Below are 20,750 nucleotides of genomic sequence, written 5' to 3'. Positions count from 1 at the left end.
ACCCAGGAGAGAGCGATGGACAAGTGGAAAGACTTGTTATTGAGGAAGCTATCCTGCGAAAAGGACCTGCAGACGGCCTATCGTCTGGTTCTGAATTTCTTTAATAATCAGGGATTTGAATATTGCGCATTTGCAGCCTATCTAGGAAGCCCCGACAAGCACACCAGCAAAGTGAACCTGAATAACTACCCTTATGGATGGGACAGACTTTATGAACAAAATGGCTATGCGTCGAACGATCCATTAGTAGCACATTGCAATCAATCACCACTCCCCATCTTGTGGGATGAGACTGTCTTTGCTCAAGCCCCCAAGTTATGGCGAGAACTTAATCGACAAGGACTCAAGTACGGCTGGACCCAGTCCGTTCATGATGAACAGGGCGCACATTGCAGCCTGTTCAGCCTCGCACGGAGCCACTGTCCCATCGATATCGAGGAACACTATGCAAATCTCGGCTATGCCATCTTCGCCAGTCAAAGGCTGCATGCACTCGCCAGCAAAAAATTGTCTGACGCCCTCGCAATCCAGCCCAAATGCCACCTGTCACCCAGAGAGATCGAAGTGTTGAGGTGGTCTGCCGAAGGCAAGACGGCGTCGGAAGTGGGCAGGATTCTCTGTCTTTCCGAACGGACCGTGAATTTCCATGTGTGCAGTTGCATGCGAAAACTGAACGTCAGCAATAAAATTTCAGCGGTGGCAAAAGCCGCCCAGATCCATGTGATCTGAACAGTGGAGTGACAGCGCCGGGCTGAAAAACCCGCGAGTAATGTGCAACAAAAAAACGTACCATTTACGGTTCCACTTGGATGATGCCGCTTCTTGCACGCGACGCAGTTCATTCAGGCGGTCCCGCACAGACACCTATCTCCAGGCAGCGGGACATTCGTTGATCTCCAGAGTCCCCAGCCATGCCCCTGCTCGACAGCCCCTTCGCCCAACTCGACCTGATCCGCCAACCCGAACAGCAGAACGAACCGCTGCAAGCCTTCGATGCGGCCGATGAATACCTGCTCGCGTACCTGGCCGAACAACAGCCGAGCGCGCAGACTCGGGTCCTGGTGCTCAATGACAGCTTCGGCGCCCTGGCCGCCAGCCTGGCGGGCAACGTCCTGGTAACCAGCAGCGGTGACTCCTTCCTGGCATTGCAGGCGCTGGAGAAAAACCTGGTGCGCAACGGCCGCTCCTTCGATGCGGTGCCGACGCTACCTGCCAGCGAGCCGCTGACCGGCCCGTTCGATCGCGTCCTGGTCAAAGTACCGAAAACCCTGGCCTTGCTGGAGGAACAGCTGATTCGCCTGCAAGGCCAACTCGCGCCAGGCGCCCAAGTGATTGCCGGGGCCATGATCAAGCACCTGCCCCGGGCCGCTGGCGATTTGCTGGAGCGGTATATCGGCCCGGTGCAAGCCTCCCTGGCGGTGAAAAAAGCACGGCTGTTGATTGCCACGCCACAACCTGGCTCTTCACAAGGCAGTGCGCCGATCGTATCGCCCTACCCCACGCGTTACTGGCTGGACGAGCCGAAGATCGAGCTGCTCAACCACGCCAATGTGTTCTGCCGCGAAGGCCTGGACATCGGCACCCGCGCGTTCCTGCCACATCTGCCGAAAAACCTCGGGACGGCACGGGTCGCGGACCTGGGGTGCGGCAACGGCGTGCTGGCCATCGCCAGTGCCCTGCAAAACCCCGAGGCCCACTACACCCTGGTGGACGAGTCGTATATGGCCGTGCAATCGGCCGCCGAGAATTGGCGTGCGGCCCTGGGCGAACGCGAAGTGACCCTGCGGGCCGGTGATGGCCTGGCCGGACAAGAGGCGCAGTCACTGGACGTGGTGCTGTGCAATCCGCCCTTCCACCAGCAGCAAGTGGTGGGCGATTTCCTCGCCTGGCGGATGTTCCAGCAGGCTCGCGAAGCGCTGGTGGTGGGCGGCGCGCTGTACATCGTCGGCAACCGGCACCTGGGTTACCACAGCAAATTGGCGCGGTTGTTCCGCGGTGTCGAGCAAGTGGCCGCCACGCCGAAATTCGTGATCCTCAAAGCCCGCAAATAAATCGTCCCCTGTGGGAGCAAAGCTTGCCCCCACAGAGAAATCAGTGGGTGGTCAGCCCTGCGGCATTCATGAACATCCGCATCAGGCTGGCAACAATGAACAGCGCCAGCACACTGCCGGCCCAGATCAGCGCCAGCCAGCCGAGCCGCTGCCAGAGTGGCTTGCGTTCGGCGGCCTCGATGTCTTTCAAGTCAGGTTTGGCCATGCTCGACGCCCTCAATGGTAGCCGTCGTCATGGGTCACCTTGCCGCGGAACACGTAGTAGCTCCAGAAGGTGTACACCAGGATCAACGGAATGATGAACAGCGTGCCGACCAACATGAAGCCCTGGCTCTGGGGCGGTGACGAGGCGTCCCAGATCGAGATGGACGGCGGCACGATGTTCGGCCACAGGCTGATGCCCAAGCCGCTGTAGCCGAGGAAGATCAGCACCAGAGTCAGGATGAAGGGCGTGTAGTTGGCGTTGCGCGCCACGGCGCGGAACAATCCGTACATGGTCACCAGCACCAGGATCGGCACCGGCAGAAACCAGAACAGGTTCGGCAAGGTGAACCAGCGGGCCGCGATGTCTGCATGGGCCAGCGGTGTCCAGATGCTGACAATGCCGATCACCGCCAGCACCACGAACGCCAGCGGCCGGGCCAGGTCATGCATCTGCTCTTGCAGCTTGCCCTCGGTCTTCATGATCAACCAGGTGCAGCCGAGCAACGCGTAGGCCGCGATCAACGCCAGGCCACAGAACATCGTGAATGGCGTGAACCAGTCCAGGGAGCCACCGGCGAACTGGCGATTGACCACCTCGAAGCCGTCGATGAACGCCCCCAGCGCCACACCCTGGAAGAAGGTGGCCGTCAGCGAACCGCCAATGAATGCCTTGTCCCAGAGGTGGCGCTTCTCAGCCTTGGCCTTGAAGCGGAACTCGAAGGCCACGCCGCGGAAGATCAAGCCGATGAGCATCAGGATCAATGGCAGGTACAGCGCCGAAAGCACCACCGAATAAGCCAGCGGAAACGCCCCGAACAGCCCGGCACCGCCCAGCACCAGCCAGGTTTCGTTACCGTCCCAGACCGGTGCCACGGTGTTCATCATCACGTCGCGGTCGCGCTCGCCCTTGACGAAGGGGAAGAGAATGCCGATCCCCAGGTCGAAGCCGTCCATGACCACGTACATCATGATGCCGAAGATGATGACCACGGCCCAGATCAGCGGAAGATCAATACCCATGATTCAATTCCCCTTGTTCGAGCGTTCGTTATGGTCCATGTCGTCGCCGTCATCGGCGGCCGACAATGGCCGGGCCGGCGTACGTTTCTGGCCCGGGCCACCATCGCTCGGCTCGGCTTCGTGGGCCTCCGGCCCCTTGCGCACCAGACGCATCATGTAGCTCAGGCCGGCGCCGAACAGCGCGAAATACACCACGACGAACAACACCAGGGTGATGCTCATCTGGGCGAAGCTGTGGCCGGACGACGCATCGGCCGTGCGCATCAAGCCATAGACCACCCACGGCTGGCGGCCGATCTCCGTGGTAAACCAGCCGGCCAGGATCGCGACCAGGCCGGACGGCCCCATCCACAGCACCATGTAGAGGAACGGCCGGGACTGATAGATCCGATCGTTACGGCGCAGCCACAGGCTGCACAGGCCGGTGAAAATCATCAGCAACCCAAGGCCGACCATGACCCGGAACGACCAGAACACGATGGTCGAGTTCGGTCGGTCCTCCGGCGGGAACTCCTTGAGGGCCGGCACCTGCTTGTCCAGGCTGTGGGTCAGGATCAGGCTGCCCAGGTAAGGAATTTCCACGGCGTATTTGGTCTTTTCCGCCTTCATGTCTGGCAGACCGAACAGGATCAGCGGGGTCGGTTCATTGCCGACGTTTTCCCAGTGGCCCTCGATGGCGGCGATTTTCGCCGGTTGATGCTTGAGGGTGTTCAGGCCATGGAAGTCGCCGATGACCGCTTGTATCGGAGCTACCAGCAAGGCCATCCACATCGCCATCGACAGCATCCGGCGGATGGCCGGGTTATCGCGGCCGCGTAGCAAATGCCAGGCCGCCGACGAGCCGACGAAGAACGCCGTGGCGACAAACGCTGCGGTGGACATGTGCAGCAATCGATAAGGGAACGAGGGGTTGAACACCACCGCCAGCCAGTCCACCGGGATCACCCGGCCGTCGATGATTTCGTAGCCCTGGGGGGTTTGCATCCAGCTGTTGGAGGACAGGATCCAGAAGGTCGAGATCAGGGTGCCGATCGCCACCATGACCGTGGAAAAGAAATGCAGGCCGCGGCCAACGCGATTCCAGCCGAACAGCATCACGCCCAGGAAACCCGCCTCGAGGAAAAACGCCGTGAGCACCTCGTAGGTCAGCAACGGTCCGGTCACCGCACCAGCGAAGTCCGAGAAACGGCTCCAGTTGGTCCCGAACTGATAGGCCATGACCAACCCGGACACCACCCCCATGCCGAAGTTGACCGCAAAGATCTTCGACCAGAAGTGGTACAGGTCGCGGTAGGTGTCATCGCGGGTCTTGAGCCACAAGCCTTCGAGTACCGCCAGGTAACTCGCCAGGCCGATGGTGATGGCCGGGAACAGGATGTGGAACGAGATGGTGAACGCGAACTGGATTCGGGCGAGATCAAGCGCCTCCAAACCGAACATAAGTCTTCCTCTGTCAGGTAAAACCGGCTGCGGGCGGGGCCTGCATCACAATCCCCAGGGATATGGAGTGCGATGCTTTTCAAATCGTTCTTTTTATAACCGTCACAACGCAGGACTCTGGCCGGATGGCCGCCAGCCCAACACCCCGAAAGGTATTGATCTGGATCAAGCAATGATCAAAGAGTAGCCGCATTCTCGTCGATGAACGGCGTGGTCGTTTGTCGCGTGACAGGTTGTCCCAGTGCTGACTGAGGCGAGGGGATATGTGGGAGCAAGGCTTGCCCGCGATGAAGGCGATGCGGTCTTTCAGAAATCGAGTCGCGTCCATCGCGGGCAAGCCTTGCTCCCACAGATAAATCCCCTCGCCACAAAAAAGGTGCTATGTGGAAGATCGATGCTTGGCTAACTATTTTTTCCGCCACCGCAACTTCCAGTTACAGCTCGGTGATAATCTCGATGCCTTCATCACCGGACCCGTCATAGATGCCCAGCCAAGCGCCGCTGCTGCTCCGCCACCATCGCCCCTTCATCGCCTTCTGGCTGGCGCGGATATTCACCGCCAGCGGCTTCCAGATGCTCACCGTGGCTATCGGCTGGAACCTCTATCAACTGACCGGCAACGTCCTGGACCTCGGCCTGGTGGGGTTGGTGGAATTTGCCCCGCGCGTGCTGTTCATGCTCCACACCGGGCATGTGGCCGACCGCTATGACCGCCGCAAGGTGGCGGCCATCTGCCAGTCAATGCAGGCCATGATTGCCCTGGCGCTGGTGATCGGCAGCGCCACTGACAACGTCACGCGGGAGATGATCTTCATCCTCGCCTTCCTGCTGGGCGCCGCCCGCTCCTTCGAAATGCCGACCACCCAGGCGCTGCTGCCGAGCATCGTGCCGGCTGCGCTGTTTCCCCGTGCCGTGGCCGCCGCGCAATCGGCCCAGCAGTCGGCCACCATCGTCGCCCCGGCACTCGGCGGCTTGCTCTATGCCTTTGGCAGTGTCTGGGTCTACGGGCCGACGGTACTGCTTTACCTCATCGCCTGCGGCCTGATGCTCAACCTGCCCGCCCGACAGACACCGCTGAACAAAGGCAAGGCGACGCTGGATTCGTTGCTGGCCGGGATTCGCTTCATTCGCAGTCGCCCGGACATTCTCGGGGCGATCTCCCTGGACCTGTTCGCGGTGTTGCTCGGCGGCGCGACGGCGCTGCTGCCGGTGTTTGCCAAGGACATCCTGCTCACCGGTCCCTGGGGCCTGGGCCTGTTGCGGTCGGCACCGGCGGTCGGGGCCTTGCTGATGTCGCTGTGGCTGGCGCGGTTTGCCGTGGAGCGCAAGGTCGGCCGGGTGATGTTCACAGCGGTGGGCGTGTTCGGCGTCGCCACCATTGCATTCGGCCTCTCCACCTCGTTCTGGTTTTCCCTGGCGGTGCTGGTAGTGCTGGGCGCGGCGGACATGATCAGCATGGTGATCCGCGCCTCCTTCGTACAACTGGAAACACCGGATGAAATGCGCGGCCGGGTCAGCGCGGTGAACGGATTGTTCATCGGCGCCTCGAACCAGTTGGGCGAGTTCGAGTCCGGCCTCACCGCCCACTGGTTCGGCACCGTGCCGGCGGTGGTCATGGGCGGCGTCGGCACGCTGCTGGTGACCGGGGCCTGGATCAAACTGTTCCCGACCCTGGCCAACCGTGACCGGATGCACGAACTGGTGGAAGAAGCAAAAGCCTAGTGGCCTGTACGGTTAATTTGAGTGCACGAATTAGCCACACAGGCCACTAGATTAACTTGTCGAGGGTGATGGGAAAGTCCCGCACCCGTTTGCCGGTGGCATGGTAAATCGCATTGGCCACCGCCGCTGCCACCCCGACGATACCGATTTCACCCACGCCCTTGGACCCGAGCGCATTGACGATCTCGTCCTGTTCCTCGACGAAAATCACCTCAATGTCGCCGATGTCGGCGTTGACCGGCAGGTGATACTCGGCCAGGTTGTGGTTCATGTGGCGACCCAGGGCGTGGTCCGTCAGGGTTTCTTCATGCAAGGCCATGCCGACGCCCCACACCACGCCACCAAGAATCTGGCTGCGGGCGGTTTTCGGGTTCACGACCCGGCCAGCGGCGATGGCGCTGACCACGCGATTGACCTTCACCGTCCCCAGGTCTTCGTCCACCCGCACTTCGACGAACACCGCCGAGTGAGTGGCCGTGGCGTAGGCCTGGCGTTTTGCATCCGGCTCGGCAGTGACCTGGGCCTGCAACGGCGTCTCGCCGCTTTTCTGCGCCAGCTCCGCGAGCGCAACGCTCGCTTCGCCCAGTCGCAGCTGACCATCGACAAATGTCACTTGCTCAAGGGTCGCGCCGCTGAAGGCCGGACACGCCTGGCGGGCCACGGCCAGGAGTTTTTCCTTCAGTGCTTCACAGGCCTGCTGCACGGCGGTGCCTACCGACGATACGGTGAACGAGCCGCCCTGCAGCGGCGCGGTGGGCAGCGATGAATCCCCCAGGACAAACGTGATGTCCTCAAGGGAAACGCCTGACGCCTCGGCGGCGATCTGGGTCATGACCGTGTAGGTCCCGGTGCCGATGTCAGTGGTGGCGCTGCTGACGGTCAACTTGCCATTGGTATCCAGCGACGCCTGGGCGCTGGCCTTCTGCTGCATGGCCTCCCACACACCACCGGCCATGCCCCAGCCCACCAGTTGCCGGCCTTCACGCATGCTGCGCGGTTCCGGGTTGCGCTTGTCCCAGCCGAAACGACGGGCGCCTTGGGCATAGCACTCACGCAGTTCCTTGCTGGAATACGGCTTGCCTTCGTTCTCGTTACGCTCGGCGTAGTTGATCAACCGCAATTGGACCGGATCGATCGCCAGGGCACAGGCCAGTTCATCCATGGCGCACTCCAGGCCAATCAAGCCGAGGGCCGCACCGGGTGCGCGCATGTCCAAAGGCGTGTAGACGTCCAGTGGTACCAGTTTGTAAGTCAACTCGACGTTGTCGCAGTGATAGAGCATGCCGCTCCACTCCACCACATGCTCGGTGAAATCCTCGAAGCGTGAGGTCTGGCCGACGGCGGTGTGCGCCACGGCCAGCAAGCGACCGTTGGCCGCCGCCCCCAGTTGCACGCGCTGGATAGTTCGCGGCCGATAGCCAAAGGTAAACATCTGCTGGCGCGTCAGGCTGACTCGCACGGAACGCTTGAGGGCCAGTGCCGCCATCACGGCCAACGGCAGTTGATATTGCGGACGCAGCCCGGAACCGAAGGCGCCGCCGACAAACGCGGCAAACACTCGCACTTGCTCTTTCTCGAGCCCGAAGACTTTTTGCACATAGGCCTGGCCGTTTTGCGTGCCTTGGGTCTTGTCGTGGATGTGCAGGCTGCCATCAGGCTGATACAGCACGGTGGAGGCGTGTGGCTCCATGGGGTTGTGGTGTTCAATCGGCGTGCTGTAGGACACATCCACGCTGAGCGCGGAGCTGGCGTACTCGCCCTGAAAATTCCCACGGGGCTTGGGTAATTCAGCCGGCGCTGGATGGGCGTCGTTTTGCAGGATTATCAGATCGGTCTGATGCTCCCCAGTCGCGTATTCGATGTCTATCAGCGAACCGGCATACCGGGCCAACTCGAGATTTTCCGCCACCACCAAGGCCAGGGGCTGGCCGCTGTAGAGGACCTGGTCGTTGTACAGCGGCCGGAACGGCGAGCCGTCCGCCGCATCGGCATCCTGGTAGGGTTCGTCGTAGCTGGCGATCCTCGGCCGGTTGGTGTGGTCGATGACCGCGACCACGCCAGGTAGCGCCAGGGCGCGGGAAGCATCGATGCGCAGCACGCGACCACGGGCGACCGTACCGGACACGACGCTGCCGTGCAGCAAGCCGTCCTCGGGGTATTCACCGGCATAACGGGCCTGGCCCGTCACCTTGAGCTGGCCATCGACCCGGTCGAGTGGTTGCCCTATGGATTTGCTCGGAGCGTTCATCAGGCTTGTCCTCCCTGCGGTGCGCGACCCAACGCGGCATCGCTCAAGGCGCGGATAATTGCCCGGCGCGCCAATCGGATCTTGAAACCGTTGTGTTCCAACGGCTCGGCGTCTTGCAGCAGTGCATCGGCGGCGACGGCAAAGGCTTCGCGACTGACGGTCTGTCCGACCAGCCAGCTCTCCACGGCCCGGTCGCGCCACGGTTTGTGCGCCACGCCACCGAGGGCCAGGCGCGCCTGGCGAATCACCGGCCCATCCAGTTCCAGCGCCGCCGCCACCGAAACCAGCGCAAACGCGTAGGAGGCGCGGTCACGGATCTTCAAGTAGTGGCTATGCTCGGCAAAACCGGCGGCAGGCAACTCGATGGCGGTGATCAGCTCATCGTCGGCCAATTGGTTATCGCGCTCCGGGGCATCGCCGGGCAGGCGATGGAAGTCGGCGAATTCGATGGTCCGCGCACCGCCCCGACCCAGGACATGGACCACCGCCTCCAGAGCGGCCAAGGCCACGCACATGTCGGAGGGATGGGTGGCGACACATTGATCGCTGGCACCGAAAATCGCATGGATCCGGTTCAAACCGTTCCGGGCCGGGCAACCGCTGCCGGGCCGGCGTTTGTTGCACGGTACGCTCGCGTCATAGAAGTAATAGCAGCGTGTGCGTTGCAACAGGTTGCCGCCAGTACTGGCCATGTTGCGCAGTTGCGGTGAGGCGCCCGCCAGGATGGCCTGGGCCAGCAGCGGATAGCGGCGCTCGATCCACGGGTGCCAGGCCAGGTCGGCATTGCTCACCAATGCCCCGATCATCACCCCGCCGGACGGCGTTTCACTGAGGTCCGCCAGGGGCAGCCCGGTAATGTCGATCAGGTGCTCGGGGCGGGTCAGGTTCTCTTTCATCAGGTCCAGCAGGTTGGTGCCACCGGCGATGAAGCGGGAAACCGGGCTCGACAAATCGACGGCCGCCTGCACGGTATCGGGCTTGCTGTACTGGAAGGGATTCATTGATCACCTCCCGGTTGCCGGCAGAGCGGCAACGCCTCTTCGATGGCATCGCAAATGTGGGTATAGGCCCCGCAGCGGCACAGGTTGCCGCTCATCAGTTCACTGATTTGCGCGCGGGTCTGCGCCCTGCCCTCGTTGGCCAGCCCCACCGCTGAACAGATCTGCCCCGGCGTGCAGTAACCACACTGGAACGCGTCATGGGTGATGAAAGCCTGCTGCATGGGATGCAATGCGTCATCACCGGCCAGGCCTTCGATAGTGGTCAATTCGGCGCCGTCGCACATCACCGCCAGGGTCAGGCAGGCATTGATCCGCTTGCCATCGCGCAGCACCGTACAGGCGCCGCACTGGCCGTGGTCGCAGCCTTTCTTGCTGCCCACCAGGTCCAGTTGCTCACGCAGCAGGTCCAGCAACGTGGTCCAGGCCAGCACTTGCAACTCACGCACCTGGCCATTGAGAGTCAGGCGGATCGGATGACGGACGAAGGACACCGGCGTCGCTTCGGACAGGGTTGCGCTCATGGAACACCTCACGGTTGGTCGTACTCGCGGCGTTTTGGGAAACCGCCGTCATAAGGGGTACGACTTCAGGGTGGGGTGGAGCGTTCAAGGCAATTTGCGATGCCGTGGTAACGCAAGAGGCACGGTTTTAACGGGGCTGTGCGGTATATATGTACCGCCCCGAGTGTAATGTATCGCCTTACACTCCATTCCATGATTAAATCTTTCCAGCACAAAGGCCTCAGGCTCTTTTATGAGACGGGGTCGACCCGTGGTATCCGGGCGGACCACGGGAAACGCCTGGCCCGCATGCTCCAGTTCCTGGACAGGGCTCAGGTCGCCAACGACTTAGATATCCCCGGATGGCGATTGCATCCGCTCAAGGGTGAGCTGGATGGATACTGGTCGCTTGGGGTTTCGGGAAACTGGCGGGTTATTTTTCGTTTCATCGGGTCCGATATCGAACTGGTCGATTATCTGGACTACCACTGATCAGGAGGCTGGAACATGCCCATGCACAATCCGCCACACCCTGGCGAAACCTTGCGGTTGGACGTGCTGCCCGAACTGGGCATCACGGTCACCGAACTGGCGCGACACCTGGGTTTCGCCCGGCCTCATTTTTCCCGGGTCCTGCATGGTCATGCGCCCATCAGCCCTGATCTGGCCGTGCGTCTGGAGCGTGCCGGGATCGGCAAGGCCAGGGTCTGGCTGGGCGTCCAGACCGATTACGATTTGTGGCAAGCCGAGCAGCGCGTGCAGCCTGTGATTGAACCCTTCCCACAACACGCTTGATGCCTGTCAGGCCAACAACTCCGCCGCCACCACACTCCTCACGCCCTTGCCACTGAGTTGCTCCACCAGCGTCAAGGCAAACGCCAGGGCGGCGGCTGAACCCTGGGCCGTGATGCAGTTGCCATCCACCACCACGGGTTGATCGACGAAGCTGCAACCGGACAGTTGCTGGCTCACGGCGGGCAGGCAGGTCATGCGTCGCTGGCGCAGGACACCGAATGCCTGTAGCGCCAGGGCCGGGGCTTCGGCGATGGCGGCGAAAAACCGTCCGGTGGCGGCCTGGCCCTTGATCAGTTGTTGCAGCGGCTGATGGGCCGCCAGGTGTTGGGCGCCGATGATGCCGCCCGGCAGGACGATCAGGTCGAAATCCTGCACGAGCACGTCCACCAGCATGCCATCGGCCGTCAGGCGCGTGCCGCGGGCGCAAGTGAGCATCCGCCGCCCTTCGATGCTCGCCACCACGGTTTCGATCTGCGCTCGACGCAACACATCGATCAGGGTGACCGTCTGCAAGTCGTCGACACCCTCGGCAACGGCTATCAGGGCTCGGGGGATCTTGGTTCCAGGAATCATGGGCGCTCTCCGCTGGGTGATGCTTGTAGTGTAGGAGCTGCCGAAGGCTGCGATCTTTTGATAGGCGCTTGAAATTCAAGCGTCAGAGGGAAAGATCGCAGCCTCGCTTCGCTCGACAGCTCCTACACAGGTTGGCGGGCTACTTGATATACAGCTGGGTCGACATCCGGTTGCCCGGTGCGTTGATCGAGATGTTGCTGAAGCTGAAGGTGCCCTCTTGCTTGCCCTTCAGGTCGAAGATGTACACATAGCCGACGACTTTGGTTCGCACGGAGCAGTCGTTAAGGTTGCCGTTACTGTACGCACACACGGGCGAGCGGGTGCCGTCGACTTCAAAGCCGTCCAGGGTGACATGGGGCTGGCGGCCATAACCGACCTCCAGCACGTAGACCTTGATATTCGGGCCACTGTGATCGCAACGCGTCTGCGCCTGCCCCGGGACGATGTCCTCGAAGCCACAGGCCGGCGACTCGACCTTGAGCACCTTGACCTCGCTCAAGGGCGGTGCCGACGCGGCATTGGCGGCCTGGCCGGACAACCACCAACCCAGCATGCAGCCCACCGCCGCCAGCAGCTTTTTATTCATGCAATACATAGAGACCTCCCGGAACCGCGCGCAGTATGGCCCACTTGGCGCGTTGGCAAAACATCGACGACGATCGCAGCCACAACGCTACGCTGCTGGTATGATGCGCGGCTTTTTCCGACCCACAGAAAATTCCCGGGCGCCGCTGGCGACCTGTGCTTTGCTGTTGAGGTCGATACATTCACGGCGCCGGGCGCGCCACGGGGAGCAGACATGCTGGAAAGGCTGTTTCAACTCAAGGCACATAACACCAACGTGCGGACCGAGATCCTGGCGGGCGTCACAACGTTCCTGGCCATGGCCTACATTCTGTTCGTCAACCCGAGCATCCTCGGCGAAACCGGCATGGACAAGGGCGCGGTATTCGTCGCCACCTGCCTGGCAGCGGCCATTGGCTCCACGGTCATGGGCCTGATCGCCAACTACCCGATAGCCCTCGCACCGGGCATGGGCCTGAATGCCTTCTTTACCTACACCGTGGTCCTGCACATGGGCCACACCTGGCAAGTGGCGCTGGGCGCAGTGTTCATTTCCGCCGTACTGTTCTTCATGTTGTCGATCTTTCGCATCCGCGAATGGATCATCAACAGCATCCCGCTGCCGCTGCGCTCGGCCATTGCCGCCGGTATCGGCCTGTTCCTGGCGCTGATCGCCCTGAATAACGCCGGCATCGTGGTGAAAAACCCGGCGACCATGGTCGGCCTAGGCGACTTGAAACAACCGGCGCCGATCCTCGCGACCCTCGGTTTTGTCCTGATCGTCGCCCTTGAAGCCTTGAAAGTACGCGGCGCGGTACTGATCGGCATCCTGGCGGTCACCATCGTCTCGATCCTGATGGGCTTCACGCCGTTCGGCGGCGTGATGTCCATGCCGCCGTCCCTGGCCCCGACCTTCCTGCAACTGGACATCAAGGGCGCCCTGGACATCGGCCTGGTGAGCGTGATCTTCGCCTTCCTGTTCGTCGACCTGTTCGACAACTCCGGCACCCTGATCGGCGTCGCCAAGCGCGCCGGGCTGATGGGCAAGGACGGCCACATGCCGAAGATGGGCCGTGCGCTGATCGCCGACAGCACCGCCGCCATGGCCGGTTCGCTGCTGGGCACCTCCACCACCACCAGCTACATCGAATCGGCGGCGGGCGTCAGTGCCGGCGGCCGCACCGGCCTGACCGCCGTCGTCGTGGCGATCCTGTTCCTGCTGGCGCTGTTCTTCTCGCCACTGGCCGCCAGCGTCCCGCCCTTCGCCACCGCCCCAGCCCTGTTGTTCGTCGCCGTACTGATGACCTCGGGCCTGGCGGAAATCGACTGGGACGACATCACCGTCGCCGCACCAGTGGTGGTGACCGCCCTGGCAATGCCGTTCACCTATTCCATCGCCAACGGCATCGCTTTCGGTTTCATCGCCTGGACCGCCATCAAACTGGTATCTGGCCGTGGTCGTGAGCTGAACTCGGCGCTGGTCATCCTGTCGATCCTGTTCGTGATCAAGTTGGGTTGGTACAACGCATGACTTTTGATTCCCAGGCCTACACCGCTCAGCTCCAGGACAAGGTCACCCGCTTGCGTGACGTGCTGGCGCCGTTCGATGCACCAGAACCTGCGGTGTTCGATTCGCCCCTGAAGAACTTCCGCCTGCGCGCCGAATTCCGTCTGTGGCGCGAGGCCGGCGAACGGCACTACGCAATGTTCTCCCAGGACGACAAGCGCACACCGATCCTCATCGAGGAATTTCCCATCGCCAGCCTGCGCATCAACCAGTTGATGCCGCAACTCAAGGCCGCCTGGCAAACCAGCGCGCCCCTGAGCCACAAGCTGTTCCAGGTGGAGTTCCTGACCACCCTGGCGGGCGATGCGATGATCACCCTGTGTTATCACCGCCCGCTGGACGAGCACTGGCACGCTGCCGCCTCGAAGCTGGCGGCGGACCTGGGCGTGAGCATCATTGGCCGCTCCAAGGGCAAGCGCGAAGTGATCGGCCATGACTACGTGGTGGAGAAACTCGAAGTAGGCGGTCGTACCTTCAGCTATCGCCAGCCCGAAGGCGCCTTCACCCAGCCCAACGGCACGGTGAACCAGAAGATGCTCAACTGGGCTTATGACGCGCTGGGCGATCGCAGCGACGATCTGCTGGAGTTGTACTGCGGCAACGGCAACTTCACCCTGCCCCTGGCCACCCGCGTGCGCAAAGTGCTGGCCACCGAGATCAGCAAGACCTCGGTGAACGCCGCGCTGAGCAACCTCAGCGAAAACGCGGTGGATAACGTCACGTTGGTGCGCCTGTCGGCCGAAGAACTGACCGAAGCCCTGAACGAAGTCCGGCCGTTCCGTCGTCTGCATGGCATCGACCTGAAAAGCTACGAATTCGGCAGCGTCTTCGTCGACCCGCCTCGCGCCGGCATGGACCCGGACACCTGCGAGCTGACCCGACGCTTCGACAACATCCTGTACATCTCCTGCAACCCTGACACCCTCGCCGCGAATATCGCGCAACTGAACGACACCCACCGCATCACGCGCTGTGCGTTGTTCGATCAATTTCCCTGGACCCATCACATGGAGTCCGGGGTGTTGTTGACTCGGCGCTAAACGCTGGGGCGATCTCCCACCGGGCTGGACTAGGCAAAGCTCTGTGGGAGCAAGGCTTGCCCGCGATACAGGCGACTCAATTTCTGAAAGACCGCATCGCCTATATCGCGGGCAAGCCTTGCTCCCACAAATAAATGCCCTCGCCACAAGAGCCCTCCCTCCTCTCTTGGCAAAGGCCATGTTCGATCATCGAACACTTATTGGCCGATGTCGGCTGCTTTATTTGACCAAATTAACCATCTAGTACAATTTATCTCCAGCGGCTGAAACCTGGCCGACACCAACAATAAAAATGTGGAGAAATTGCGATGCCTCCGATCGTTCTGGTGCTCAACGGCCCGAACCTGAACCTGCTCGGCACCCGCGAGCCGGCGACCTATGGCCATGAAACCCTGGCTGACATCTCGGCACTGTGCGGCCGCGCCGCTGAAGAGTTCGGCCTGGCGGTGGAGTTTCGCCAGACCAACCAGGAAGGTGAGCTGCTGGACTGGATTCACGGCGCCCGTGGCCGATGCGCCGGTATCGTCATCAACCCGGCGGCCTGGACCCACACCTCCGTGGCGATCCGCGATGCCCTGGTGGCCAGCGAAGTACCGGTCATCGAAGTCCACCTGTCCAACGTCCACGCCCGTGAAACCTTCCGTCATCACTCCTTCGTCTCATCCGTCGCCATTGGCGTGATGTGCGGGTTTGGCAGCCATGGTTATCGCCTGGCCCTTGAACATTTCAGTCAGCGGTTGAAGGGTTGATGAGCATGTCGAATATCACTGTGCTGGCCGGCCTGATCGGCGCGGGCATCCAAGCCTCTCGCACGCCTGCGCTGCATGAACATGAGGGCGATGCCCAAGGCATGCGTTACCTCTATCGGCTGATCGACCTCGATGCGCTGAAACTCGACAGCGGCGCCCTGGCCGATCTACTGGTGGCCGCCGAGCGCATGGACTTCACCGGCCTGAACATCACCTTCCCCTGCAAGCAGGCGATCATCCCGCTACTCGATGAGTTGTCACCCGAGGCCCGTGGTATCGGCGCGGTCAATACCGTGGTGCTCAAGGACGGCAAGCGCATCGGCCACAACACCGACTGCCTCGGGTTCGCCGAAGGTTTTCGTCGCGGCCTGGGGGATGTGGCGCGCAAGCGCGTGGTCCAGATGGGCGCCGGTGGCGCTGGCGCGGCGGTGGCCCACGCGCTGTTGATGGAAGGCGTAGAAACCCTGAGCATTTTTGACGTCGAGGTCAGCCGTGCCGAGGCGCTGGCCAATAACTTGAATCAACACTTCGGCGCTGGCCGCGCCCGCGCCGGGCATGACCTGCCCACCGCCATGGCCGAGGCCGATGGCCTGGTGAACACCACGCCCATGGGCATGGCAAAACTACCGGGCATGCCGGTGCCGGTCGAGCTGTTGCGCGGCACTTTGTGGGTCGCGGAAATCGTCTATTTCCCACTGGAAACCGAACTGCTGCGCAACGCCCGCGCGGTCGGCTGCCGCACACTGGATGGCGGCAACATGGCCGTGTTCCAGGCGGTGAAGGCGTTCGAACTGTTCAGCGGCGTGGCACCAGATGCGCAGCGGATGCTGGCGCATTTCCAAAGCATGAATCACTAAAGCCTGGTGATAAGCCCTTGTGGGAGCGAGCTTGCTCGCGATGGCGGTGTGTCAGTCGCAATCGATGCTGGCTGATCGACCGCTATCGCGAGCAAGCTCGCTCCCACAAGGGGTCGAGGTCAGACTTGCAGATAGCGCAACACCGACTCGCAGACCATCTCACGATGCCGCTGCTTGATAGCTTCATCCGACAGGTCGATCTGAAAGATCTCACCGAACGTCTGGCGATTGGACACCCGGTAAAAACAGAACGAACTGATCAGCAGATGCACATCCAGTGGCTCGAGGCCGGCACGGAACACGCCCTCTTCAGCACCGCGCCGCAGGATCACGCCCAGGGAATCGAGGATGGTATTGGTCATCGCCTTGATCGCACCTGACTGCTTCACGTACTCGGCGTTGTGGATGTTCTCGATGCAGACGATGCGCACGAAATCCACATTGCGATCATGGTGGTCGAAGGTGAACTCCACCAGGCGCCGGATCGCATCGACCGGGGCCAGCTCCGCCAGGTGCAGGCGGCTCTCGGTGGTGCGGATGTCACCGTAGAGTTTCTCCAGCACCTCGACGTACAACTGCTCCTTGCTACCGAAGTAGTAGTAGATCATGCGCTTGGAGGTGTGGATGCGCTCGGCGATGGCGTCGACCCGGGCACCGGCCAGGCCTTGCTGGACGAACTCGACGATGGCTTCCTGAAGAATGTTTTCCCGGGTCTTCTCCGGGTTGTTCTTGCGACTCTTGCGCGGCGCGGCGACGGGTTCGTCGAGCGCTGCGGAAAGCTCTGGATTCATAGTCATTGCGGGGCTCACGGCCATCACTGCACAGGCTGGCGATTATGGGCCGCACCGTGCACTGAAGGAAGCCAGGACACGGCCCATTACCGCCACGTTTACGATTTTCCTACAACTTGGCGTGCCGCAAACCACCGCTGCGGGACTTGGCCATGGCCGCCAGTCGCACCGCGACATTGGCTGCGCCGTAACCGGCGTAACCATTCTTGCGCTGGATGATTTCGAAGAAAAAACGCCCTTCGAACGGCTCGGTGTAGACGTGGAACAGCTCGCCACCCTGGGCGTCACGGTCGTACAACACGTTGAAGTAGGCCAGTTCGCTAAGGAACTCGTCGTCGAAATCGAAACGCGCCGCCAGGTCGTCGTAGTAATTGAGCGGGATGTCCAGCAACGGCACACCCGCCTCTTTGGCACGACTGACCTGGGCGAAGATGTCGTCGCAGTCGAAGGCGATGTGATGCACGCCGGAGCCACGATAACTCGACAGCGCGTGTGAGATCGCAGTGTTGCGGTTCTCGGAAATGTTCAGCGGCAAGCGGATCGAACTGCAGCGGCTACGCAACGCACGGCTTTTTACCAGGCCATAAGGGTCGGGCAAGACCACTTCGTCGTCGGCCTCGAAATCCAGCAGGCTCTTGTAGAACAGCACCCAACTGTCGAGGCTGTCGGCCGGCAGCGCCATCGCCATGTGGTCGATGCGCTTGAGCCCGGCCCCAATGACCGCACCCGGCTGCAGGTTGAAATCGGTGCCATAGACATCGGCCTGCTGGTCCACCAGGTAAATCAGACTACCGTCCGGTGCCCGCACCGCAGCCAGCTCCAGCTCATTGGGGCCCACCAACCCCCGATAAGGCTGGCCTTTGTAGGCAACAGCCCGCTCCAGGGCGCTGGCACTGTTTTTCACGCGCACGGCGGTGGCGCACAACGAAGGTCCGTGGGCTTCGAAAAAACTGTGGGCGAACGAGTACGGCTCGCTATTGAGGATCAGGTTGATATCACCCTGGCGCAGCAGGCTGACATTCTTGGAACGATGCTGGCCGGCCTTGACGAACCCCAGCCGTTCCAGCCAATGGGACAGCTTGGCGCCGAGGTTATCGTCCACGGCGAACTCGAGGAATTCGATGCCGTTGTATTCGCTGGCCGGCGGCGTGGCGAACAGGATGTCGGCATTGCCCATGGAGGGCACTTCTTCAGCCAGCCGCTGACGGGTTTTTTCTTCCAGGTACAGCAGCGAGCGCAGGCCGTCGGCGGCATTGGCCCGTGGCGGCGCGGCGCGGAAACCGTCGTTGAAGATTTCCAGCGACAGCGGTCCGGTGTAGCCACTCTTGATGATCGGCGCCAGGAAACCCGGCAAGTCGAACTCGCCCTGCCCCGGGAAACAACGGAAATGTCGGCTCCATTCCAGGACATCCATGGCCAGGATCGGCGCGTCGGCCATTTGCACGAAGAAGATCTTGTCGCCGGGAATCTCGGCGATCGCACTCGGATCGCCCTTGAGGGACAAGGTATGGAAGCTGTCGAGCAACACGCCGAGGCTGGGGTGATCGGCCTGGCGCACAATGTTCCAGACCTGTTGATAAGTATTCACGTGCCGGCCCCAGGCCAGCGCTTCATAACCGATCCGCAAGCCGCGCGCACCGGCGCGTTCGGCCAGCAGGCGCAGGTCATCGATGAGAATCCGTTCATCGCCGACACTGTCGGCCGAGGCGTTGCTGCACACCAGCACCAGGTCGGTGCCCAGTTCCTGCATCAGGTCGAACTTGCGCTCGGCCCGCTCCAGGTTGCGCGACAGGCGATCGCGGCGGCAGCCTTCGAAGTCGCGAAACGGTTGGAATAAGGTGATGGCGATGCCCAGGTCGGCGCACATCTGCCTGATTTCCCGGGGGCTGCCATCGTAGTAGAGAAGGTCGTTCTCGAAAATTTCCACCCCGTCAAACCCGGCGGCGGCAATGGCTTCGAGTTTTTCCGGCAAGGTACCGCTCAAGGACACGGTGGCAATGGAACGCTGCATGACTTCGGCTCCCGGGACAGGCATCGGCTACAAAAAGTGCGCCGCTTTTTTAAAGAGTCAGCCGATTATTGAGCTGCCGGTTTCTTTCAGCAATTTAATATGTACCATCCAGTTAGTTTTTTGGGCGATTATCGAACAAAATGGCCATTGCCGAATTGACGATTTTTTGCTCACTGCGCACCATCGCTCCCACATTGACGCCGGCCCTGCCGACCTCGATGGACAGACCCAGACCAACCATAAGAATTTCAAAAACGGGTACACGCTATGATCCCTTCCCAAAGTTCCCGCCTGGCCCCCAGCCTGGGAGTCTCCTCCAGCGGCATCGGCGACAAGATCCGCGGCGCCATGGCCGTGGGCAAGACCCGTTGGGGCATGCTCGCCCTGGTGTTTTTCGCCACGACCCTGAATTACATCGACCGTGCCGCCCTGGGCGTCATGCAGCCTATCCTGGCCAAGGAAATGAGCTGGACGGCGATGGACTACGCCAACATCAACTTCTGGTTCCAGGTCGGTTATGCCGTCGGCTTCGTGTTGCAAGGACGGCTGATCGACCGGATCGGCGTCAAGCGCGTGTTCTTCTGCGCGGTGCTGCTCTGGAGCCTGGCGACCGGCGCCCACGGCCTGGCCACCTCGGCGGTGGGCTTCATGGTCTGCCGCTTCATCCTCGGCCTGACCGAAGCCGCCAACTACCCGGCCTGCGTGAAGACTACGCGGCTGTGGTTCCCGGCCGGTGAACGGGCCGTGGCGACTGGCATTTTCAACGCCGGGACCAACGTCGGCGCGATGTTCACCCCGATGCTGCTGCCACTGGTCCTGCACGTGTGGGGCTGGCAGGCGGCGTTCCTGTGCATGTCGGCATTGGGCGGGATCTGGCTGCTGTTCTGGGGCCTGAAATACTTCAACCCCGAAGACCATCCCAGCGTCAAACAGTCGGAACTGGACTACATCCAGGCCCAGGAGGAACCGGACCAGGTCCGCGTGCCGTTCTCACGCATCCTGCGCATGCGCGGCACCTGGGCGTTTGCCCTGGCCTACTCGATCACCGCCCCGGTGTTCTGGTTCTACCTCTATTGGCTGCCGCCGTTCCTGAACCAGCAATACAACCTGGGCATCAACGTGACCCAGATGGGCATCCCGCTGATCATCATCTACCTCACCGCCGACTTCGGCAGCGTGGGCGGCGGTATCCTGTCTTCGTTCCTGATCGGCCGTGGTCTCAATCCGATCAAGGCGCGACTGGTGTCCATGCTGCTGTTCGCCTGCTGCATCATCGGCGTGATCATGGCCGCGGGCTCCAGCAGCCTGTGGATGGCAGTATTCGCCATTTCCCTGGCCATCGGCGCGCACCAGGCCTGGACCGCCAACATCTGGAGCCTGGTGATGGACTACACGCCCAAGCACATGATGAGCACGGTGTTCGGCTTCGGCGGCATGTGCGCGGCCATCGGCGGGATGTTCATGACTCAACTGGTGGGCCACATCCTCACGATCACCAATAACAACTACACCGTGCTGTTCACCCTGATCCCGGCGATGTACTTCATTGCCCTGACCTGGTTGTACTTCATGGCACCGCGCAAGGTGCCTACGCTGGAAAACTGATTCCCGTCAGCC

At 61.7% G+C, this 20,750-nt stretch carries 21 protein-coding genes; 11 read left to right on the top strand and 10 right to left on the bottom strand.

Annotation, left to right across the window (positions count from 1 at the left end; genetic code table 11):
- Positions 1–15 precede the first annotated feature (15 nt).
- Positions 16–729, top strand: coding sequence for an autoinducer binding domain-containing protein (locus tag KGA89_RS18785; RefSeq protein ID WP_223472249.1), 714 nt, complete (start codon positions 16–18; stop codon positions 727–729).
- A gap of 182 nt (positions 730–911) precedes the next feature.
- Positions 912–2,051: a methyltransferase gene (locus KGA89_RS18780; RefSeq protein ID WP_013694248.1), complete on the top strand. Its 1,140-nt coding sequence runs from the start codon at positions 912–914 to the stop codon at positions 2,049–2,051.
- A gap of 40 nt (positions 2,052–2,091) precedes the next feature.
- On the opposite strand, the gene KGA89_RS18775 is transcribed toward KGA89_RS18780, so the two are convergent.
- Genes KGA89_RS18775 through KGA89_RS18765 form a run of 3 tightly spaced genes read right to left on the bottom strand, consistent with a single transcriptional unit; the run spans position 2,092 to position 4,715 of the window.
- Positions 2,092–2,256: a DUF2474 domain-containing protein gene (locus KGA89_RS18775; RefSeq protein WP_003205785.1), complete on the bottom strand. Its 165-nt coding sequence runs from the start codon at positions 2,254–2,256 to the stop codon at positions 2,092–2,094.
- Positions 2,257–2,267: 11 nt separating this feature from the next.
- Positions 2,268–3,275, bottom strand: coding sequence for a cytochrome d ubiquinol oxidase subunit II (gene cydB, locus KGA89_RS18770; RefSeq protein ID WP_003205787.1), 1,008 nt, complete (start codon positions 3,273–3,275; stop codon positions 2,268–2,270).
- 3 nt (positions 3,276–3,278) lie between these two features.
- Entirely contained in the window at positions 3,279–4,715 is a 1,437-nt protein-coding gene (locus tag KGA89_RS18765) for a cytochrome ubiquinol oxidase subunit I (protein WP_003205789.1), read from the bottom strand.
- A gap of 483 nt (positions 4,716–5,198) precedes the next feature.
- On the opposite strand from KGA89_RS18765, the gene KGA89_RS18760 reads away from it, so the two are divergent.
- Positions 5,199–6,437, top strand: a complete 1,239-nt coding sequence (locus KGA89_RS18760; protein WP_003205791.1) for an MFS transporter — start codon at positions 5,199–5,201, stop codon at positions 6,435–6,437.
- A 46-nt stretch (positions 6,438–6,483) separates the two neighbouring features.
- On the opposite strand, the gene KGA89_RS18755 is transcribed toward KGA89_RS18760, so the two are convergent.
- From KGA89_RS18755 to KGA89_RS18745, 3 genes are read right to left on the bottom strand one after another with little or no spacing between them, the layout of a single operon-like run.
- Positions 6,484–8,685, bottom strand: coding sequence for a xanthine dehydrogenase family protein molybdopterin-binding subunit (locus tag KGA89_RS18755; RefSeq protein WP_223472248.1), 2,202 nt, complete (start codon positions 8,683–8,685; stop codon positions 6,484–6,486).
- Positions 8,685–9,686, bottom strand: a complete 1,002-nt coding sequence (locus tag KGA89_RS18750; RefSeq protein ID WP_003205794.1) for an FAD binding domain-containing protein — start codon at positions 9,684–9,686, stop codon at positions 8,685–8,687. Before KGA89_RS18750 ends, KGA89_RS18755 begins: the two co-directional genes overlap by 1 nt.
- Entirely contained in the window at positions 9,683–10,207 is a 525-nt protein-coding gene (locus tag KGA89_RS18745; RefSeq protein ID WP_003205795.1) for a (2Fe-2S)-binding protein, read from the bottom strand. The genes KGA89_RS18750 and KGA89_RS18745 overlap by 4 nt, the downstream gene beginning before the upstream one ends.
- 192 nt (positions 10,208–10,399) lie before the next feature.
- Between KGA89_RS18745 and KGA89_RS18740 the strand changes: the two genes are divergently transcribed.
- Together KGA89_RS18740 and KGA89_RS18735 are read left to right on the top strand one after the other, a co-directional pair.
- On the top strand, positions 10,400–10,678 hold the full coding sequence (locus KGA89_RS18740; RefSeq protein ID WP_057451873.1) for a type II toxin-antitoxin system RelE/ParE family toxin: 279 nt from the start codon (positions 10,400–10,402) through the stop codon (positions 10,676–10,678).
- Positions 10,679–10,693: 15 nt separating this feature from the next.
- On the top strand, positions 10,694–10,981 hold the full coding sequence (locus KGA89_RS18735; protein ID WP_003205799.1) for a HigA family addiction module antitoxin: 288 nt from the start codon (positions 10,694–10,696) through the stop codon (positions 10,979–10,981).
- A 6-nt stretch (positions 10,982–10,987) separates the two neighbouring features.
- On the opposite strand, the gene KGA89_RS18730 is transcribed toward KGA89_RS18735, so the two are convergent.
- Positions 10,988–11,554, bottom strand: a complete 567-nt coding sequence (locus tag KGA89_RS18730) for a DJ-1 family glyoxalase III (RefSeq protein WP_003205801.1) — start codon at positions 11,552–11,554, stop codon at positions 10,988–10,990.
- 139 nt (positions 11,555–11,693) lie between these two features.
- A complete protein-coding gene (locus tag KGA89_RS18725; protein WP_003205802.1) occupies positions 11,694–12,149 on the bottom strand; it encodes a DUF4879 domain-containing protein in 456 nt (151 codons plus the stop codon).
- Positions 12,150–12,353: 204 nt separating this feature from the next.
- Here KGA89_RS18725 and KGA89_RS18720 point away from each other — a divergent pair, with 204 nt between their 5' ends.
- The 4 genes from KGA89_RS18720 to KGA89_RS18705 all read left to right on the top strand — a co-directional run bounded on the left by KGA89_RS18720 (position 12,354) and on the right by KGA89_RS18705 (position 16,331).
- On the top strand, positions 12,354–13,649 hold the full coding sequence (locus KGA89_RS18720) for an NCS2 family permease (protein WP_003205804.1): 1,296 nt from the start codon (positions 12,354–12,356) through the stop codon (positions 13,647–13,649).
- A complete protein-coding gene (gene trmA, locus KGA89_RS18715; protein WP_223472247.1) occupies positions 13,646–14,725 on the top strand; it encodes a tRNA (uridine(54)-C5)-methyltransferase TrmA in 1,080 nt (359 codons plus the stop codon). The genes KGA89_RS18720 and trmA overlap by 4 nt, the downstream gene beginning before the upstream one ends.
- Before the next feature lie 308 nt (positions 14,726–15,033).
- Complete coding sequence (gene aroQ / locus KGA89_RS18710) at positions 15,034–15,474, top strand: type II 3-dehydroquinate dehydratase (protein ID WP_003205806.1); 441 nt, start codon at positions 15,034–15,036, stop codon at positions 15,472–15,474.
- Positions 15,475–15,479: 5 nt separating this feature from the next.
- Positions 15,480–16,331: a shikimate dehydrogenase gene (locus tag KGA89_RS18705; protein WP_013694252.1), complete on the top strand. Its 852-nt coding sequence runs from the start codon at positions 15,480–15,482 to the stop codon at positions 16,329–16,331.
- Positions 16,332–16,450: 119 nt separating this feature from the next.
- On the opposite strand, the gene KGA89_RS18700 is transcribed toward KGA89_RS18705, so the two are convergent.
- Together KGA89_RS18700 and quiC are read right to left on the bottom strand one after the other, a co-directional pair.
- Complete coding sequence (locus KGA89_RS18700) at positions 16,451–17,128, bottom strand: TetR/AcrR family transcriptional regulator (protein ID WP_041931260.1); 678 nt, start codon at positions 17,126–17,128, stop codon at positions 16,451–16,453.
- 103 nt (positions 17,129–17,231) lie between these two features.
- Positions 17,232–19,133, bottom strand: a complete 1,902-nt coding sequence (gene quiC / locus KGA89_RS18695; RefSeq protein ID WP_003205811.1) for a 3-dehydroshikimate dehydratase QuiC — start codon at positions 19,131–19,133, stop codon at positions 17,232–17,234.
- On the opposite strand from quiC, the gene KGA89_RS18690 reads away from it, so the two are divergent.
- Entirely contained in the window at positions 19,132–19,404 is a 273-nt protein-coding gene (locus KGA89_RS18690; RefSeq protein ID WP_223472246.1) for a hypothetical protein, read from the top strand. The two genes, quiC and KGA89_RS18690, sit on opposite strands and share 2 nt — an antisense overlap.
- Complete coding sequence (locus tag KGA89_RS18685; protein ID WP_003205813.1) at positions 19,401–20,738, top strand: MFS transporter; 1,338 nt, start codon at positions 19,401–19,403, stop codon at positions 20,736–20,738. Before KGA89_RS18690 ends, KGA89_RS18685 begins: the two co-directional genes overlap by 4 nt.
- Positions 20,739–20,750: the final 12 nt, after the last annotated feature.

It is taken from the genome of Pseudomonas sp. A-RE-22 (genome assembly GCF_019956035.1).
GTDB classification, from domain to species: domain Bacteria; phylum Pseudomonadota; class Gammaproteobacteria; order Pseudomonadales; family Pseudomonadaceae; genus Aquipseudomonas; species Aquipseudomonas brassicacearum.
The sequence above is the reverse complement of the archived record's forward strand: the minus strand, read 5'-3'. Positions and strand labels throughout refer to the sequence as shown.

Excerpts from the sequence above, each read along its gene's own strand:
- aroQ (WP_003205806.1), top strand. The coding sequence starts at position 15,034 with ATGCCTCCGATCGTTCTGGTGCTCAACGGCCCGAACCTGAACCTGCTC.
- KGA89_RS18760 (WP_003205791.1), top strand. The coding sequence starts at position 5,199 with ATGCCCAGCCAAGCGCCGCTGCTGCTCCGCCACCATCGCCCCTTCATC.
- KGA89_RS18780 (WP_013694248.1), top strand. The coding sequence starts at position 912 with ATGCCCCTGCTCGACAGCCCCTTCGCCCAACTCGACCTGATCCGCCAA.
- KGA89_RS18745 (WP_003205795.1), bottom strand. The coding sequence starts at position 10,207 with ATGAGCGCAACCCTGTCCGAAGCGACGCCGGTGTCCTTCGTCCGTCAT.
- KGA89_RS18720 (WP_003205804.1), top strand. The coding sequence starts at position 12,354 with ATGCTGGAAAGGCTGTTTCAACTCAAGGCACATAACACCAACGTGCGG.
- KGA89_RS18765 (WP_003205789.1), bottom strand. The coding sequence starts at position 4,715 with ATGTTCGGTTTGGAGGCGCTTGATCTCGCCCGAATCCAGTTCGCGTTC.
- KGA89_RS18705 (WP_013694252.1), top strand. The coding sequence starts at position 15,480 with ATGTCGAATATCACTGTGCTGGCCGGCCTGATCGGCGCGGGCATCCAA.
- KGA89_RS18775 (WP_003205785.1), bottom strand. The coding sequence starts at position 2,256 with ATGGCCAAACCTGACTTGAAAGACATCGAGGCCGCCGAACGCAAGCCA.
- KGA89_RS18755 (WP_223472248.1), bottom strand. The coding sequence starts at position 8,685 with ATGAACGCTCCGAGCAAATCCATAGGGCAACCACTCGACCGGGTCGAT.
- KGA89_RS18700 (WP_041931260.1), bottom strand. The coding sequence starts at position 17,128 with ATGACTATGAATCCAGAGCTTTCCGCAGCGCTCGACGAACCCGTCGCC.
- KGA89_RS18725 (WP_003205802.1), bottom strand. The coding sequence starts at position 12,149 with ATGTATTGCATGAATAAAAAGCTGCTGGCGGCGGTGGGCTGCATGCTG.
- quiC (WP_003205811.1), bottom strand. The coding sequence starts at position 19,133 with ATGCAGCGTTCCATTGCCACCGTGTCCTTGAGCGGTACCTTGCCGGAA.
- KGA89_RS18735 (WP_003205799.1), top strand. The coding sequence starts at position 10,694 with ATGCCCATGCACAATCCGCCACACCCTGGCGAAACCTTGCGGTTGGAC.
- KGA89_RS18785 (WP_223472249.1), top strand. The coding sequence starts at position 16 with ATGGACAAGTGGAAAGACTTGTTATTGAGGAAGCTATCCTGCGAAAAG.
- KGA89_RS18690 (WP_223472246.1), top strand. The coding sequence starts at position 19,132 with ATGACTTCGGCTCCCGGGACAGGCATCGGCTACAAAAAGTGCGCCGCT.
- cydB (WP_003205787.1), bottom strand. The coding sequence starts at position 3,275 with ATGGGTATTGATCTTCCGCTGATCTGGGCCGTGGTCATCATCTTCGGC.
- KGA89_RS18685 (WP_003205813.1), top strand. The coding sequence starts at position 19,401 with ATGATCCCTTCCCAAAGTTCCCGCCTGGCCCCCAGCCTGGGAGTCTCC.
- KGA89_RS18740 (WP_057451873.1), top strand. The coding sequence starts at position 10,400 with ATGATTAAATCTTTCCAGCACAAAGGCCTCAGGCTCTTTTATGAGACG.
- KGA89_RS18730 (WP_003205801.1), bottom strand. The coding sequence starts at position 11,554 with ATGATTCCTGGAACCAAGATCCCCCGAGCCCTGATAGCCGTTGCCGAG.
- KGA89_RS18750 (WP_003205794.1), bottom strand. The coding sequence starts at position 9,686 with ATGAATCCCTTCCAGTACAGCAAGCCCGATACCGTGCAGGCGGCCGTC.
- trmA (WP_223472247.1), top strand. The coding sequence starts at position 13,646 with ATGACTTTTGATTCCCAGGCCTACACCGCTCAGCTCCAGGACAAGGTC.